General features: G+C 68.6%; 16 protein-coding genes. 5 read left to right on the top strand and 11 right to left on the bottom strand.

Going from position 1 to position 15,489, the window contains the following annotated elements:
- Window positions 1–23: 23 nt before the first annotated feature.
- The 10 genes from JTE92_RS21655 to gbd all read right to left on the bottom strand — a co-directional run bounded on the left by JTE92_RS21655 (window position 24) and on the right by gbd (window position 9,394).
- Entirely contained in the window at window positions 24–275 is a 252-nt protein-coding gene (locus tag JTE92_RS21655) for a DUF1289 domain-containing protein (RefSeq protein ID WP_063237816.1), read from the bottom strand.
- 88 nt (window positions 276–363) lie between these two features.
- Complete coding sequence (locus JTE92_RS21650) at window positions 364–966, bottom strand: PPC domain-containing DNA-binding protein (protein ID WP_063237815.1); 603 nt, start codon at window positions 964–966, stop codon at window positions 364–366.
- Window positions 967–1,018: 52 nt separating this feature from the next.
- On the bottom strand, window positions 1,019–2,185 hold the full coding sequence (locus JTE92_RS21645; RefSeq protein WP_063237814.1) for an alpha-hydroxy acid oxidase: 1,167 nt from the start codon (window positions 2,183–2,185) through the stop codon (window positions 1,019–1,021).
- Between the two features lie 40 nt (window positions 2,186–2,225).
- A complete protein-coding gene (locus JTE92_RS21640; protein WP_063237813.1) occupies window positions 2,226–3,503 on the bottom strand; it encodes a TRAP transporter large permease in 1,278 nt (425 codons plus the stop codon).
- 16 nt (window positions 3,504–3,519) lie between these two features.
- Window positions 3,520–4,020: a TRAP transporter small permease gene (locus JTE92_RS21635; RefSeq protein ID WP_063237812.1), complete on the bottom strand. Its 501-nt coding sequence runs from the start codon at window positions 4,018–4,020 to the stop codon at window positions 3,520–3,522.
- A gap of 28 nt (window positions 4,021–4,048) precedes the next feature.
- Window positions 4,049–4,981, bottom strand: a complete 933-nt coding sequence (locus JTE92_RS21630) for an amidohydrolase family protein (RefSeq protein WP_063237811.1) — start codon at window positions 4,979–4,981, stop codon at window positions 4,049–4,051.
- A gap of 9 nt (window positions 4,982–4,990) precedes the next feature.
- The gene (locus tag JTE92_RS21625; RefSeq protein WP_063237810.1) at window positions 4,991–5,977 is read right to left on the bottom strand and encodes a DctP family TRAP transporter solute-binding subunit; all 987 of its coding nucleotides are present in this window, start codon (window positions 5,975–5,977) and stop codon (window positions 4,991–4,993) included.
- Between the two features lie 75 nt (window positions 5,978–6,052).
- Complete coding sequence (locus tag JTE92_RS21620; RefSeq protein ID WP_063237809.1) at window positions 6,053–7,243, bottom strand: fumarylacetoacetate hydrolase family protein; 1,191 nt, start codon at window positions 7,241–7,243, stop codon at window positions 6,053–6,055.
- A 1-nt stretch (window position 7,244) separates the two neighbouring features.
- The gene (locus JTE92_RS21615; protein ID WP_063237808.1) at window positions 7,245–8,210 is read right to left on the bottom strand and encodes a Bug family tripartite tricarboxylate transporter substrate binding protein; all 966 of its coding nucleotides are present in this window, start codon (window positions 8,208–8,210) and stop codon (window positions 7,245–7,247) included.
- Window positions 8,211–8,254: 44 nt separating this feature from the next.
- Complete coding sequence (gene gbd / locus JTE92_RS21610; RefSeq protein WP_063237807.1) at window positions 8,255–9,394, bottom strand: 4-hydroxybutyrate dehydrogenase; 1,140 nt, start codon at window positions 9,392–9,394, stop codon at window positions 8,255–8,257.
- A gap of 275 nt (window positions 9,395–9,669) precedes the next feature.
- On the opposite strand from gbd, the gene JTE92_RS21605 reads away from it, so the two are divergent.
- The 5 genes from JTE92_RS21605 (at window position 9,670) to JTE92_RS21585 (ending at window position 14,232) form a co-directional block, all read left to right on the top strand.
- On the top strand, window positions 9,670–10,449 hold the full coding sequence (locus JTE92_RS21605) for an enoyl-CoA hydratase-related protein (RefSeq protein ID WP_063237806.1): 780 nt from the start codon (window positions 9,670–9,672) through the stop codon (window positions 10,447–10,449).
- Window positions 10,450–10,522: 73 nt separating this feature from the next.
- Window positions 10,523–11,755, top strand: a complete 1,233-nt coding sequence (locus JTE92_RS21600) for a CaiB/BaiF CoA transferase family protein (RefSeq protein ID WP_063237805.1) — start codon at window positions 10,523–10,525, stop codon at window positions 11,753–11,755.
- A 60-nt stretch (window positions 11,756–11,815) separates the two neighbouring features.
- Window positions 11,816–12,796, top strand: coding sequence for a Bug family tripartite tricarboxylate transporter substrate binding protein (locus tag JTE92_RS21595; protein ID WP_063237804.1), 981 nt, complete (start codon window positions 11,816–11,818; stop codon window positions 12,794–12,796).
- Between the two features lie 2 nt (window positions 12,797–12,798).
- Window positions 12,799–13,725: an amidohydrolase family protein gene (locus tag JTE92_RS21590; RefSeq protein WP_063237803.1), complete on the top strand. Its 927-nt coding sequence runs from the start codon at window positions 12,799–12,801 to the stop codon at window positions 13,723–13,725.
- Between the two features lie 96 nt (window positions 13,726–13,821).
- Entirely contained in the window at window positions 13,822–14,232 is a 411-nt protein-coding gene (locus JTE92_RS21585; RefSeq protein WP_063237802.1) for a thioesterase family protein, read from the top strand.
- 8 nt (window positions 14,233–14,240) lie between these two features.
- Here the strand turns inward: JTE92_RS21585 and JTE92_RS21580 are convergent, their stop codons facing one another.
- Window positions 14,241–15,167 carry a transcriptional regulator GcvA gene (locus JTE92_RS21580; protein WP_063237801.1) on the bottom strand — a complete coding sequence of 309 codons (927 nt, stop codon included), beginning with the start codon at window positions 15,165–15,167 and terminating at the stop codon, window positions 14,241–14,243.
- Window positions 15,168–15,489 lie beyond the last annotated feature (322 nt).

Raw genomic sequence — 15,489 nt, 5'->3', positions numbered from 1 at the left:
GCATTTCCGGCAGGGGAGGCGTTTCAGCCCTGCCGGAAGCGGCGGGCCGTGCCTTCGCGCGTGATGCGCTCCCACACCGCCTGCTTTTCCTCATCGCTGAAGAACACCCAGTTGCTGACCTCGGCCGCGGTGCGCCCGCAGCCTTGGCAGATCTCGTCGAACAGCGTGGAGCAGATGCCGATGCAGGGGCTGTCCGGGCGGTCGGACAGGGTGGAATCCGTGGTGCCGCGGTCCGGTTGCGGGCGGAACGGGGCGGATTCGGGAGACTGCGGCATGTTAACGGGCGGGTTGGGCTCAAACGGGGGGACATTATACGGGGTGGGACCGGCCGCCACCGGTCCCACCGCCCGATCCGCCGGCCCGTCAGTGGCTGTCGCGCAGTCCCAGCACGTTAGCGCCGATCTTCGGGTCGATGCCGCGTTCCAGTTGTTGCGGATATGCGGTAACAGTCACTTCCAGCGATCCGGTGCCGACCTCCATCGACAGGATATGGCCGCCGTACGTGTCGAAACTGCTGTCGCCGGCCACGCCATGCGCATGGATCGACGGCTTGCCTTCCTTCCACGCCAGGCTGCCGACGATGCTGGCCATCTCCACGTTGCGGAAGGTGCGCGGGTTGAACTGCTTCTTCCCGGCATCCCAGAAGCCGAACGTGACGTTGGCGAAGCCGATCGCGGACAGGCTTGCGCTCGGCACCTTCTCGCAGATGGCAAAGGCCTCGATCTGCTCGAACACGTTGTCGCCCATGCGCAGCACCAGCAGGTAGCCGGTGGGGGTCTTGATGTAGCGCGGCACGCTGTCGCGCGGGTAGTTGGGGTTCTGGGCACGGGCATCGAGCGCTGCCTTGCATTCCGCCGAAGGGGCAGGCTGGGCCGTGGCGGACGCGGGCACGACGGTGGCGAAGGTCGCGCCGGCTGCCAGCATGGCGAACGCCAGACGGGCGCGGAAAGTTGTGCGAAGGGTCATCGGTTGTCTCCTGATGGGTTGTTGGTGGTTGGGTTTGCGGGAAGAAAGCGGGCTACGTGGCGGCCGGATGCGGCGGCAGCAGGATGTCCCGGCCGACCGCGCGGATGTCGGTGTGGCCGCAGAAGGCCATGGTCAGGTCGAGTTCCTTGCGGATGATCTCAAGCGCCCGCGTCACGCCGGCCTGTCCCATGGCGCCCAGCCCATACAGCATCGGCCGGCCGATATAGACGCCCCGGGCGCCGAGCGCGACCGCCTTCAGCACGTCCTGCCCGGAGCGGATGCCGCCGTCCATATGGACTTCGATGCGCTCGCCCACGGCTTGCGCGATGGCGGGCAGGGCGCGGATCGATGCCGGCGCGCCGTCGAGCTGCCGGCCGCCGTGGTTTGACACGATCAGCGCGTCCGCGCCCGACTGGCACGCGAGCCGCGCATCCTCGACATCCTGGATGCCCTTGAGCACCAGCTTGCCGGGCCAGCGGCGGCGGATCCACGCCACGTCGTCCCAGTCCAGCGTCGGGTCGTACTGGCGGCTCGACCAGTCGGCCAGCGAGGTCATGTCGTCGACGCCATGCACATGGCCGATGATGTTGCCGAAGGTGCGGCGGCGCGTGCCCAGCATGCCCAGGCACCAGCGCGGCTTGCCCATCATGTTGAGCAGGTTCCACGGCGTCAGGCGCGGCGGCGCCGACAGGCCGTTGCGCAGGTCCTTGTGGCGCTGCGCGCTGACCGGCAGGTCCAGCGTCAGCACCAGCGCCGGGCAGCCCGCGGCGCGGGCGCGGTCCATCAGGCGTTCGACGAAGGCGCGGTCGCGCATCACATAGAGCTGGAACCAGAACGGATGCCCGCCGGTGGCCTCGGCCACGTCTTCGATCGAACAGATGCTGACCGTGGACAGCGTGAACGGCACGCCGAAATCGCGCGCGGCGCGGGCGGCCAGGATCTCGCCGTCGGCGTGCTGCATGCCGGCCAGCCCGGTCGGGGCAATCGCCACCGGCATGGCCACGTCCTGGCCCAGCATCCGGGTGGCGATGCGGCGCTCGCCGATATCCACGGCCACGCGCTGGCGCAGCAGGATGTGGCCGAACTCGCGCTGGTTGGCGCGGTACGTGGATTCGGTCCACGAACCGGAGTCGGCGTACTCATAGAACATGCGCGGCACCCGACGCCGGGCGAGCCGGCGCAGGTCCTCGATCTCGTTGATATCGCTGAGGGATGACATCTTGTGTCCTGCAAGGAGAAGAAGCGGAACGATGGCGGGCTCAATGCAGCCATGCGGCCGGCACGAGAATCAGCTGCGGGAACAGCACGAACAGGAACATCAGCGCAGTCAGGCTCAGCAGGAACGGCCAGACGCCGCCGATCACGCTGTCCAGGCTGCAGCGCGAAGTGCCGGCCACCACGTTGAGCACCGTGCCCACCGGCGGCGTCAGCAGGCCGATGGCGTTGTTGAGCACGAACATCACGCCGAAGTACACCGGGTCGATGCCCGCCTTGGTGATCACCGGCATCAGGATCGGGGTCATGATCAGCACGGTCGGCATCAGGTCGAGCGCGGTGCCCACCGCGATCACCAGGATCATGATGACGAACATCAGCAGGATCTTGTTGTCGATGAACGGCTCGAGCAGGTCGGTCACCTGCGCCGGGATATTGGCGATGGTGATCAGCCATGCCGATACCAGCGCGCAGGCCACCAGGAACAGCACCGTGCTGGAGGTCTTGGCCGCGCTGACGATCAGTTCCGGCAGCGCGCGCAGCTTCAGTTCGCCGTAGACGAAGCGGCCGACCACCATGGCGTAGACCACCGCCACTACCGCCGCCTCGGTCGGCGTGAACGCGCCGATCTTCATGCCGCCGATGATCACCACCGGCAGCACCAGGGCCCAGATGCCGTCGAGGGCCGCCTTGGCCAGGCGGCGGGCATCGAAGGGTTCGGTGGGCGCCAGCTTTTCCTTGCGCGCGCAGAAGTGCCAGGTGACGGCGAGCGTCAGCGCCATCATCGCGCCGGGCGCGATGCCGGCGAGGAACAGCTTAGTGATCGACACCTGCGCGACCACGCCAAACACCACGATGGCGATCGACGGCGGGATCACCGGCGCGATGATGCCGCCCGCCGCGATCAGTCCCGCCGCGCGCGGCACGTTGTAGCCGGCGTTGCGCATCATCGGGATCAGCAGCGCGGCGACCGCGGCGGTATCGGCCACGGCCGAGCCGGAGATGCTGGCCACCACCGTCGCCGCGATGATCGCCACGTAGCCCAGCCCGCCGCGGACGTGCCCGACCGCCGCGCCGGCGACGCGCACGATGCGCCGCGACAGCCCGCCGGCGTTCATCAGCTCGCCCGCCAGCATGAAGAACGGCACCGCCATCAGCGGATAGTTGTTGACGCCCTCGAGCATGTTCTGCGCGAGGATCTGCGTATCGAAGTTGCCCAGGTGCAGCATCAGCGCGACCCCGGACGCCAGCAGCGCAAAGGCGATGGGCATGCCGAGCGACATCGCGCCCAGCAGCGAGCCGACAAAGACAAAGATGGTCATGACAGGCTCCTTGCGCTTATTCGCCGGAGGCGCCGGACTGCGGCACCAGTTCATGCTGCGCCATGCGGCCGCTGGCGAGGCGCCACAGCCCGTGCAGCAGCATCGCCGCCATGCCGACGCTGCAAACCAGCAGGCAGGCATAGACCACGCCCAGCGGCACGCCGGTGACGGGGGCGCGGTCGTCCATGCCGATCGCCACCAGCTGCCAGGCGCCATGGGCCAGCAGCAGGCAGCAGCCCAGCGCGCCCGCGTCGGCGAGCAGGCGGCAGGCACGCTGCCCGTTCTCGCCGAGGCGCGATACCACGGTGGACATCCCAAGGTGGGCCTTGTCATGCATCACCAGCAGGGCGCCGGTCAGCGTCAGCCACATGAAGATGAAGCGCGAGGCTTCCTCGGAGAAGGCAATGCCGGAATTGAAGACGTAGCGCAGGACCACGTTGCCAAAGACCAGCACGATCATGGCGGCCATCATGGCGACCATCGCGCCCTGGACCAGGCGCAGCGTAATTCGGTTCATGATTCGGAACTCCTGGAGGGATCGGGGATCAGCGCAGGCGTGGCGCGGCGGCCCCGATCCGGTAAATGCGCATGGCGTTGTCGTGCCACACCGCCTGCGCGGCGGCGTCGGGCAGGCCTTCGAGCGCGGCGGCGACGGTATTGACGATTTCATGCAGCGATGCGCGCAGCCCCGACACGGGCAGGTTGCTGGCGAACAGGCAGCGCTGCCAGCCGAAGATCTCCAGGGCCTGGCGGATGACGGCGACATTGCCGGCGCGATCCCATGCCGCACCCGGCAAGCCGAACTCGGACAGCTTCAGGTGCACGCCCGGCAGGCTGGCCAGCGCCGCCACCCCGCGGCGCCAGCCGGACAAGCCCGCTTCCGTGCGATCCCACGGCAGGCCGGTGTGTTCCACCACCACGGCCAGGCCGGGCACCGCCGCGATCGCCTCGGCGGCTTCCTCCAGATGCCACCACGGCACCCGCAGGTCCCACGCCAGGCCATGCTCGGCCAGCTGCCGCAGCCCGGACAGCCAGCGCGGGTCCTGCAGCGTGCCGGGCTGGCCACGCACGCTGCCATCCGCCGTCCGGCTGGTGCGCGGCTTGCACCGCACGCCCCGCACCAGCGGGAAGGCCTGGTGTGCGCGCAACTGTGCCGCCAGCGTGTCGCTGTTGAAGTCGGCATGCGCCACCACCGCGTTGGGAAAGCCGTGGCGCGCGTGGACCTGATGCAGCCACGCGGTCTCGGCCACCGACTCGTCGGCATGCCGTTCGGCTTCCACGTGGACGCTGGCGGCGAGCGGCAGGCCGTCCCACTGGCGCAGGTAGTCGGCGGGATCGAAGTCCTGCCGCAGCGCGGCATAGTCGCCGAGGAAGAAGGCGGCAGGGTCGTACCCTTCCTGCAGCCAGGGATGGCGCGCGCAGCCGAGCCGCCACAGGTGGTGGTGGGCATCGACGATGGCGGCGGGCATGGCAGGCATCGCGTGCTCCTAGCGCTGGGCATCCATGGCGCGCAGCACGGCGTCGCCGTTCTTCTGCACGAACAGCTGGCGCGTCTCCTCGCGCACCACCTTGCGGATGCCGGCGTTGTCGGGATGCTCGTTGACCTGTACGCCCCGGGCGCGCAGCGTGGCGATCGCCGCGGCCTCGTTGTCGGCATTGAGCTTGCGCTGGTAGGTGGCGGCGGCAGCGGCCTCATCCAGCAGCACCTTCTGGTATTCGGGCTTGAGCGCGTCGAACTTCGCCTTGTTCATCAGCACCACCAGCGCGGTATAGGCGTGCCGCGTCATCGACACGTACTTCTGCACCTCGTACATCTTGGCCGACACCATCAGCGTGGGCGGATTCTCCTGGCCGTCGACCGCGCCGGATTCCAGCGCGCCGAAGACCTCGGCGAACGGCATCGGCTGCGGGCTCGCGCCCAGCAGCTGGAAGGCCTTGATATGCGAAGGGTTGGGCGTGGTGCGGATCTTCAGGCCGCGGATGTCCTCGGCCTTGTTGACCGGGCGCTTGTTGTTGCCCAGGCTGCGGAAGCCGATCTCCCAGAAGGCCAGGCCCTTGATGCGGTGCGCGCCCAGCTCGTCGAGCAGCGAGCGGCCGATCGCGCCGTCCAGCACCTTGTACGCCGACGGGCCGTCCTCGAACTGGTAGGGCAGGTCGAGCACGTTCAGGCGTGGCGCCAGGCCCGTGACAAAGGGATTGCCGGTGGCGCCGATATCGATGGTGCCGCTGCGCACGCCGGTGACCAGCGTGGTGTCGTTGCCGAGCTGGCTGTTGGCGAAAACCTGGATCTCGACGCCGCCCTGGGTGCGCTCCTTGACCTTCTTGCTGAAGGCGAGCGCGGCCAGGTGCTGCGAATCGGATTCCGGAACGGTATGGGCGAAGCGCAGCTTCACCGGAGCCTGTGCCTGTGCCTGTGCCACGCCGGCAACGGACAATAGCGCTGCCAGCACGATATGCGGGATAACGTGTTTCATGGTGTCTCCTGGGTTTGTGATGCGGCCCGGTCGATGTGTGCCGGGCTCGGGGTGCCCCGTGCGGGGCGCATACGGTCAGGGCGGCGGATCGAGCAGGCCGCGCCGGGCCAGGCTGGCCATCAGCGCGCCGATGCCGAAGGTCCACGGCGGCAGCGCGTCGCTGGTGCCGACCCAGTTCACCAGGCCGCCGAGGCGCGGCGCGCAGATGCTGACGCGGTCGCCGAGGTGATGAGTAAAGCCGGCGCCGGGCGCGTCGCGGTCCTGCACCGGTGCGAACAGCGTGCCGCAGAACAGCATCATGCCGTCGGGGTATTGGTGGTGCGCGCCCATCGCATGCGCCACCAGTTCCTGCGGCGAACGGCTGATCTGCGTCATCGCGCTGGCGCCATGCAGCACGAAGCCGTCCTCGCCTTCGATGGTCAGGCCGATCTCGGTACGCGCGATCTCGTCGATGCCGAAATGCGCATCGCACAGCCGGATCCACGGGCCGATGCCGCAGGACGCGTTGTTGTCCTTGGCCTTGCCCAGCAGCAGCGCGCTGCGGCCTTCGAAGTCGCGCAGGTTGACGTCGTTGCCCAGCGCCGCGCCGACGATCTGGCCGCGCGGCGATACCGCCAGCACTACTTCCGGCTCGGGGTTGTTCCAGGTCGATGCCGGATGCAGGCCGACATCCACGCCGGTGCCCACCGATGACAGCGGCGCGGCCTTGGTGAAGATCTCCGCGTCCGGGCCGATGCCGACTTCCAGGTACTGCGACCACAACCCCTGCGCGACCAGCACATCCTTGATGCGCATGGCTTCGGGCGAACCCGGGCGGATGGACGCAAAGCCCGTGCCGACGATGGCGCCGACGCTCTCGCGCACCGCGGCGGCGCTGGCCGCGTCGCCGCGCGCGCGTTCCTCGATCACGCGCTCGACCAGGCTGGCGGCAAAGGTCACGCCGGCGGCCTTGACCACCTGCAGGTCGTTCGGCGCCAGCAGGTGGCGATGCTCCGAATCCGGCCCGTGCGCGCAGGTCGCGTCGAGCCAGTCCTGCAGCGGCCCCAGCGAAGGCCCGGTGGCCTGCCGCACGCGCTCGGCGCAGTCAGGCAGCGCCAGCAGGCCGGCAATGGTTGGCGCGGTGGCCGTGATATCGAACAGTTCCGCGCCGCGCACCACCACCGTCACGGGGCCGCCATGCGGGCCGGGCAGCCATGCGCGTCCCACCAGCAAGGCGCGATCCGCGTCGCGCGGCAGGGTTTCCTCAACCGAGATGCGTCGTGTCATGTCACACCTTGACGTTGGCGTCCTTGACCACGCGCGCCCACTTGGCGCGCTCCGTGGCGATGAACTGCGCGAAGCGCGCCGCGCTGCCGCCGCCGTCCTCGGCACCGAAGCCGGCGAGCTTGCCCGCCACGTCTGGCAGCGCCAGCACCTTGTTCAGGTCCGCGTTCATGCGCTGGACCATGGGCGCGGGCAGCCCGGCGGGGCCGACCAGCCCGTACCAGGTGCCGGCATCGAAGCCCGGAAAGCCGGATTCGGCCAGCGTCGGCACATTGGGATAACTGGCCGCGCGGCGCGGGCGCGTCTGCGCGATCGCCACCACCTTGCCGCCCTGGATCTGCGGCGTGGCGGAGGTCATGGTCTCGAAGCTGAAGTCGATCTGGCCGCCGATCAGGTCGGTCAGCATCGGCGCCGAGCCGCGATACGGCACGTGCAGCGCCTCCACGCCGGCACGCAGCTTGAACATCTCCAGCGCCAGGTGCTGCGCCGCGCCGGCGCCGGACGAGCCGAAGGTGATCTTGCCCGGCTGGCTGCGGCACAGCGCGACCACGTCGGCCACCGAGCGCGCGCGCCCGCCGGTGTGGCAGATCAGCAGGTTGGGCGTGACACCGACCAGCATGACCGGCGTGAAGTCCTTTTCCACCGAGTAGCCCAGCTTCGGGTACAGGCTGGGCGCGATGGCGTGGTTGCTGATATTGGTCATCAGCAGCGTGGCACCGTCCGGCGCCTGGCGCGCGGTGTACTCGGCGGCGACCACGCCGGCGGCGCCAGGCCGGTTCTCGACGATGACCGACACCCGCCACAGCGCCGAGAGCTGCTGCGCGATCACGCGCGCCATCACGTCGGTGCCGCCGCCGGGCGGGAATCCCACGATGATGCGGATCGGGCCGGTCGGCAGTGCCTGGGACCAGGCTGCCAGCGGCGTGGCCAAGGCGGCCGCGCCCGCGCACAGGAATGTGCGACGTCGCATGTGTTGTCTCCTGATGTTGTTGTTGGTGTAGGGAAGGGGTGGCCTTACAGCGAAGCCTGCAGCAGCGCCAGGTAGTCCTGGGCGCTGGCCTCGCGCGGGTTGGTCTTGTGGCAGTGGTCGGCCAGCGCGTAGTCGATGACGCGCGGGAACAGGGCCGGATCGACGCCCATCTCGCGCAGGCCCGCGGGCAGGCCCAGGCGCCGGTTCATGTCGGTGATGGCCGGGCCGACGGCGCCGGAATCCGGCAGTCCCATGGCCTGCGCGATGCGGGCCAGCTTGTCGTCGGCCTGCATCGACGGCGCGTCCGCGTTGAAGCGGATCACCGCCGGCAGCAGCACGGCGTTCAGGGTGCCGTGGTGCAGGGTCGGCATCAGCCCGCCCAGCGCATGGCTCAGGCTGTGCACGCAGCCCAGCCCCTTCTGGAAAGCGAGCGCGCCCTGCATCGATGCGCTCATCATGGCCAGGCGCGCGGCACGGTCCTGCGGATCGCGGCGCGCGCGCTCGATATGCAGCCAGGCGCGGCGCAGGCCATCGAGCGCGATGCCGTCGGCGGGCGGGTTGAAGGCCGGGGTCATGAAGGTTTCCAGGCAATGCGCGATGGCGTCCATACCGGTAGCCGCCGTCAGCATCGGCGGCAGGCCCAGCGTCAGCTCCGGATCGCAGATCGCCACGCGCGGCACCAGGTAGGGCGACAGCACGCCGACCTTGCGGCCGTCGTCGAGGATCAGCACGGCGCCGCGGCCGACTTCGCTGCCGGTCCCCGCCGTGGTGGGGATCGCGATCACCGGTGCGGTGGCCGCCGTAATCCGCGCCACGCCGCCCTCGATCGCGGCGAACTGGCGCAGCGGGCCGTCGTGCGTGGCGCAGACCGCGACCCCCTTGGCCAGGTCGATCGGCGAGCCGCCGCCCACCGCGATGATGCCGTCGCAACGGTACTCGCCATAGAGGCGCATGGCCTCGCGCATGGCGGCTTCGGTCGGGTTGGACGGCGTGCCGTCGTAGATCACCGCCTCGCAGCCCGGGCGCAGCTGCTCCAGCACGCGCTGCACGATGCCGGCGGCCTTGACGCCGGCGTCGGTGACCACCAGCGGGCGCGTGATGCCGATGCGTTCGCATTCCTGGGCCAGCAGTCCGATCGCGCCGAAGTCGATCTGGATCTGGGTGATGTAATTAATGAGAGCCATCTTGTCTCCATGCTGTGTGGGGTGAGCAGGGCGCCGTGGGGCGGGCCGGCTGCATTGGTGACGAAGTCTAGGAACAAGGCCCGCGGGTCACAACGTGGAATTACTTGAAGGCTGCCCAAGAAAAACTCACAGCACCGGACGCCTAGTTTTTCTTGAAGCGGCGCTGAGATTTTCTCGTTTTGCGGCGCGCGGCGCGGGCCCTAGACTGGCGCAGACCAGCCGGACTCCGGACCACCGCCCGCACCAGCCGGGCCTCCTCCACACCAACGACAACCATGAGACAACCGATCCTGATCGAGCGCGACGCACAGGTCGCCACCATCACGCTGAACAACCCGGACAAGCTCAATGCCATGGACCTGTCCATGTGGCAGGGCCTGACCGAAGCCATCCAGGACCTGTCGGCCGACGACACGCTGCGCTGCGTGGTGTTGCGCGGCGCCGGGGACAAGGCCTTCGCCGCCGGCGCCGACATCGCCGAGTTCGACACCATGCGCGCCAACGCCGCGCAGGCGCAGCAATACGGCGAGATCACCAATGCCACCATGCGCGCCATCGCCGAATGCCGGCACCCGACCATCGCGCTGATCCAGGGCGCCTGCGTCGGCGGCGGGCTGGAGATCGCCTCGATGTGCGACCTGCGCATCTGCGGCAGGTCGAGCCGCTTCGGCGTGCCGGTCAACCGGCTCGGGCTGGTGATGTCGTATGGCGAACTGGGTGGGCTGGTGGCGCTGGCGGGGCCGGCGACCGCGCTCGAGATCGTCCTGGAAGGCCGCGTGTTCGATGCGGACGAGGCCCTGCACAAGCGCCTGGTCAACCGCGTGGTGGCGGACGAGGCCGTGCCCGACGAAGCCTATGCGGCGGCACGGCGCATCGCCGCCGGCGCGCCGCTGGTGGCGCGCTGGCACAAGCAGTTCGTGCGCAGGCTGCTCGATCCCACGCCGCTGCGTGCGGAAGAGCATGCCGAGTCCTATGCCTGCTTCGATACCGAGGATTTCCGCATCGGCCACCGCGCCTTTATCGACAAGACCCGGCCGCAGTTCGTGGGCCGTTGAAAGCACCTCATTCTGTTCCAAGCACCGCGGCGCCGCCATTCCCATGCGGCCGCCCCAACCACAGGTGGTATCCATGAATTTGCCGTTATCGAAAATCAAGGTCCTGGACGTCAGCCAGATCATGGCGGGTCCGTTCTGCTGCATGCTGCTGGGCGACATGGGCGCCGACGTCATCAAGGTCGAGGCGCCGGGTGCCGGCGACCAGACCCGCAAGTCGATGGGCTTCCGGCTCAAGGGCGACGACAGCGGCGGCTTCCTGGCGCTGAACCGCAACAAGCGCAGTGTCGAGATCGACCTGAAGAACCCGGCCGGCCTCGAGGCCTTCTATGAACTGGTGCGCGGCGCCGACGTGCTGGTGGAGAACAACCGTCCGGGCGTGGCCGCGCGCCTGAAGATCGACTATGCGGTGCTGCGCGAGATCAATCCGCGCCTGGTCTATGCCAGCATCTCCGGCTTCGGCCAGACCGGGCCGTGGTCGCGGCGCCCGGGGCTGGACCTGATCGCGCAGGCCATGTCCGGCGTGATGAGCGTGATGGGCCACCCGGACGCGCCGCCGGTCAAGTCCAGCGTGCCGATCGCCGACCTGGGGGCCGGGCTGTTCACCGCCTATGGCGTGCTCAGCGCGCTGATGGGGCGCGAGCATACCGGGCAGGGGCAATACGTGGATGCGTCGCTGTTCGAGACGGCGCTGGGGCTGTCGGTATGGGAGTCGGCCGAGTTCTGGGGCACCGGCGAGGTGCCGGTGCCGATCGGCAGCGCCAACCGCATGAGCGCGCCGTACCAGGCGGTGCGCGCCGCCGACCGGCATTTTGTCATCGGCGCGGCCAATCCCAAGCTGTGGGCCGCGCTGTGCGAGGTGATCGAGCGGCCCGACCTGCTTGCCGACCCGCGCTTTACCGACAACGCCGCCCGCATCCGCAACCGCGCCGCGCTGATCCCTGAAATTGAGGCAGAATTCGCGCGCAAGCCGGCGGCGGAGTGGGTCGATGCGCTGCTGGCGGCCGGTGTGCCGGCGGCGCCGATCTTCACCTACGACGAGGCGCTGGCCAGCGAACAGGCGGTGGCGCGGGACATGGTGCTGGAGATCGATCACCCGGTCGAAGGGCGGGTCAAGGCGCTGGGCTTTCCGGTCAAGCTGAGCGGCACGCCGCAGCGGGTGCGCTATCCGGCGCCGTTGCTGGGCCAGCATACCGATGAGGTGCTGGGCGAGTTCGGCCTGGACGCGGCCACCGTCACGCGGCTGCGTGCGCAGGGGGCGTTCGGCGCACCGGCCCGGGCACAGGAACTGGAACGCGGCGCCGCCTGAGCGCACCGCGGCCATCATCTATACCGATTATCTATACCGACAAAAAGACAGGAGACAACCATGACGATGTCACGTTCGCTGATGCGGCGCTGGGCGATGCCGGCGGCCGTGGTGCTGGGGCTGCTGGGTGGTACGGCCACGGCAAGTGCGGAAACCTACCCGAGCCGGCGCATCGAACTGATCGTGCCGTGGCAGGCAGGCGGCGGGGCCGACGTGGTGGCGCGCGCGCTGTCCGCCGCGGCAGCCAGACACCTGCCGCAGCCGATCGTGGTGATCAACAAGCCGGGTGCCACCGGTGCGGTCGGCCTGGGCGAAGTGGTCCACGCGAAGCCGGACGGCTACAAGCTGGTGCTGTCGTCCAGCGAGCTGACCTTCCTGAACTACCTCGGGCTGGCCAAGTTTACCTACCAGGACCTGATCCCCATCGCCCGCCTGAACGCGGACCCGGCCGCCGTGGCGGTCCGGGCCGATGCGCCGTGGAGCACGATCGAGCAGTTTGTCGCCGATGCGCGCAAGCCGGACGCCAATATCCGCGTGGGTAATGCCGGGCAGGGCTCAGCGTGGCACATGGCAGCCGCCGCGCTGGCTGACAAGACCGGCGCGAAGTTCAACCATATTCCCTATGCCGGCGGCGCTCCCGCCACGCTCGCGCTGCTGGGCGGGCATATCGACGCGGTCACGGTCAGTACGGCGGAGGTCTTCACGCATGTGGCCGCGGGCAAGCTCAAGGTACTGGCGGTGATGGCCGACAAGCGGGTCAGCGGCTTCGAGAACGTGCCAACGCTGAAGGAGCGCAATATCGACCTGTCGATGGGGATCTGGCGCGGCATCTCGGCACCGAAGGGCACGCCGCCCGAGGTGATCGCGGTACTGAAGACCGCGATTGCGAAATCCGTGCATGAGCCGGTGATGCGCCAGACGCTGGAGAAGCTGCACTTCAGCACCGATACCTATGCCGATGACGTGACGCTGCAGGCGGCCATGGTGAAGGAGTCGGCGCAGTTCAAGCAGCTCGCCAGCCGCATCAGCGTCAAGGAGTAGCCATGCGCGACACACCCGCGGAGGGCGCGGCGTCCGTCGAGCCCTTTATCGACGCGCACCAGCATTTCTGGAACCTGGCGATCAACCCGTACCCCTGGCTGCAGGGCGAAACGGTGCCCAACTTCCGCTATGGCGACTATTCGGCGCTGCGCAGGAGCTATCTTCCCGAGGATCTCGCTCGCGATACGGCTGGCTGCGCGCCGGTGAAGACGGTGCATGTCGAAGCCGAATGGGCGCGCGCCAATCCCGTCGACGAGACCGACTGGCTGACGCAGCTCGCCGCGCAGACGGGACGGCCAACGGTGATCGTCGGCCATGCCCAGCTTGACCGCGGCGATGTTGGGGAAGTGCTGGCAGGCCATGCCGCCTGCGCGATGATGCGCGGCATCCGCAACAAGCCGGTGACCGCGGCGCGGCGCGAGGATGCGCGGCGCGGCGTGCCGGGCTCGATGGACGACGAGCGCTGGCGGCGTGGCTATGCGTTGCTGGCCCGGCACGGCATGTCCTTCGACCTGCAGGCACCGTGGTGGAACCTGGACCAGGCGGCTGCGCTGGCGCGGGATTTTCCGGGCACGCAGCTGATCCTGAACCATACCGGGCTGCCGGCCGATCGCAGTGAAGCCGGCCTGGCCGGCTGGCGTGCCGCGATGGCCGGGCTGGCCGGGCAGCCCAATGTCGCCGTGAAGATCTCGGGCCTGGGATTGCCGGGCAAGCCATGGACGCAGGCCGACAATGTGCCCGTGATCCGCGACGCCATCACCATCTTCGGCACGGAGCGCTGCATGTTCGCCAGCAACTACCCGGTGGACAGCCTGGTGGCCAGCTATGGCACCATCGTGGCGGGTTTCCGCGCCGCCATCGCGATCTATTCGCCCGCACAGCAGCGCGCGCTGTGGCACGACAACGCCGTGCGCTTCTATCGCCTGTAGCAACGCAGCGCAAGGCAACACAAGGATCCGCCACCCGCCCGGCTCGCGCCGTGGCGGGCCGGGCGGCTTCGTCCCCAGACCTGAAAGGAACCCCTGATGAAGAACGGATTGCAACTCGGCGCGAACTGCGCGCGCACGCTGACGGTCGACCGCCAGCGCACCATCGATTTTCTCGGCGAAAGCCTGCGCATCTACGCCACGCCCGAGCTGGTACGCGATATCGAACAGACCTGCCTCGACTTCCTGCAAGGCTTTCTGGATGACGGCGAAAGCTCGGTGGGTGCGGAGGTCTCGGTGCAGCACACCGGGGCCACGCCGCTGGGCGGCGAGGTGCGCATACACGCCGAGGTCACGGCCATCGATGGCCGCAGTGTCACGTTCAGCGTGACTGCCGACGATGCGGTCGAGCGGGTTTGCAGCGGCACGCATCGCCGCTTCGTGGTCGATGTCGAGCGCTTGCGCGCACGCGTGCAGAAGAAGACGGCATCGATGCCCGCCGCGGCCTGAAGCTGCGCTCAGACGGGGGCCGGCTGCTGCTGGTCCTCCAACACTTCCGCGCGGATCCAGTCAGTGAAGCAGCGGATGCGGCGATCCTCCAGCCGTTCCTTCGGGAACACCACGAAGTAAGAGAATTCGACCGGCAGCCGGATCGATTCGAACAGCCGCACCAGCCGGCCTTCGGCCAGGTCCTGTTCGATCCAGTTCTTCTTCACCAGCGCCACGCCCAGGCCATTGAGCGCGGCGTTGATGACCAGGTGGCTCGGCCAGAACGACGGCCCGCGGCTGGCGTCGACATCGGTCACGCCGGCGTGCTCCAGCCACATCGCCCAGTCGGGGTTGCTCACATCCGTATAGGTGCTGTCGTCGTGCAGCAGCGTATGGTGCTTCAGGTCGGACGGTGTCTCGAGCGGCTGCGGACCTTGCAGCAGCGCCGGACTGCACACGGGAATGACCTCGACCGCCATGCACAGCTCGCAGTGCAGGCCGGGGTAATCGCCGCGGCCATAGCGGATCGCCATGTCGAAATCGTCGCGCTCGAAGTCGATGCGATGGTTCGAGGTCGACACCTTCAGGTCGATATCCGGGTGCGCCTTCATGAAGCGGTCCATGCGCGGGATCAGCCATTTGACCGCGAACGTGGGCGGCATGTTGACCTTCAGCGCCGGGCGGTCCTTGCTGTGCAGGCGGTGCGTGGCATCGGCGAGCTGCTTGAAGGCCAGTTGCACGCTGGGCAGGTAGGCGTTGCCGGCCGGTGTCAGCACCAGGGCCTTGGCCTCGCGGATAAACAGCTGCACGCCAAGGCTTTCTTCCAGCGCCTTGATCTGGTGGCTGACCGCCGAGGGCGTGACGAACAGTTCCTCGGCGGCGCGCGTGAAGCTCAGATGCCGGGCAGCCACTTCGAACGCCCTGAGCGGGTTGAGTGGGGGAATCTGTCTCGACATAGCGGTGGTACGCAATCCTGTAGATGCCTTGCCGGCAGGCGGGGTGCGGTGGCACCGGCAAGCCGCTGCACGATAGCATTCGTGCCCTGGCAAGGGAATAGGGGCCTGTCCCCGTGTAGGTGAATTCACCGCCGCAGCGTTGGCGGCCCGGCGGGCAAGCGGAAATGCCCGGACCTCCCTGCCGGCGATGTGCTCGATATGAGCCATGCCGCGCACGGCCGGCGCAATTGCCGCTCAACTATGTCCGACGTAATTGAGCCGCTCGCGGCATGCCACTACGCTGCCTGGCAGAGCCTCGATACCTGACAACCTGTAGGAGCCG

Origin of the sequence: Cupriavidus oxalaticus, from assembly GCF_016894385.1 — a bacterium.
GTDB lineage: Bacteria > Pseudomonadota > Gammaproteobacteria > Burkholderiales > Burkholderiaceae > Cupriavidus > Cupriavidus oxalaticus.
This window is presented reverse-complemented; position numbering and strand designations above follow the sequence as displayed.

Coding starts and splice junctions, on each gene's coding strand:
- JTE92_RS21655 (WP_063237816.1), bottom strand. CDS start 275: ATGCCGCAGTCTCCCGAATCCGCCCCGTTCCGCCCGCAACCGGACCGC.
- JTE92_RS21650 (WP_063237815.1), bottom strand. CDS start 966: ATGACCCTTCGCACAACTTTCCGCGCCCGTCTGGCGTTCGCCATGCTG.
- JTE92_RS21645 (WP_063237814.1), bottom strand. CDS start 2,185: ATGTCATCCCTCAGCGATATCAACGAGATCGAGGACCTGCGCCGGCTC.
- JTE92_RS21640 (WP_063237813.1), bottom strand. CDS start 3,503: ATGACCATCTTTGTCTTTGTCGGCTCGCTGCTGGGCGCGATGTCGCTC.
- JTE92_RS21635 (WP_063237812.1), bottom strand. CDS start 4,020: ATGAACCGAATTACGCTGCGCCTGGTCCAGGGCGCGATGGTCGCCATG.
- JTE92_RS21630 (WP_063237811.1), bottom strand. CDS start 4,981: ATGCCTGCCATGCCCGCCGCCATCGTCGATGCCCACCACCACCTGTGG.
- JTE92_RS21625 (WP_063237810.1), bottom strand. CDS start 5,977: ATGAAACACGTTATCCCGCATATCGTGCTGGCAGCGCTATTGTCCGTT.
- JTE92_RS21620 (WP_063237809.1), bottom strand. CDS start 7,243: ATGACACGACGCATCTCGGTTGAGGAAACCCTGCCGCGCGACGCGGAT.
- JTE92_RS21615 (WP_063237808.1), bottom strand. CDS start 8,210: ATGCGACGTCGCACATTCCTGTGCGCGGGCGCGGCCGCCTTGGCCACG.
- gbd (WP_063237807.1), bottom strand. CDS start 9,394: ATGGCTCTCATTAATTACATCACCCAGATCCAGATCGACTTCGGCGCG.
- JTE92_RS21605 (WP_063237806.1), top strand. CDS start 9,670: ATGAGACAACCGATCCTGATCGAGCGCGACGCACAGGTCGCCACCATC.
- JTE92_RS21600 (WP_063237805.1), top strand. CDS start 10,523: ATGAATTTGCCGTTATCGAAAATCAAGGTCCTGGACGTCAGCCAGATC.
- JTE92_RS21595 (WP_063237804.1), top strand. CDS start 11,816: ATGACGATGTCACGTTCGCTGATGCGGCGCTGGGCGATGCCGGCGGCC.
- JTE92_RS21590 (WP_063237803.1), top strand. CDS start 12,799: ATGCGCGACACACCCGCGGAGGGCGCGGCGTCCGTCGAGCCCTTTATC.
- JTE92_RS21585 (WP_063237802.1), top strand. CDS start 13,822: ATGAAGAACGGATTGCAACTCGGCGCGAACTGCGCGCGCACGCTGACG.
- JTE92_RS21580 (WP_063237801.1), bottom strand. CDS start 15,167: ATGTCGAGACAGATTCCCCCACTCAACCCGCTCAGGGCGTTCGAAGTG.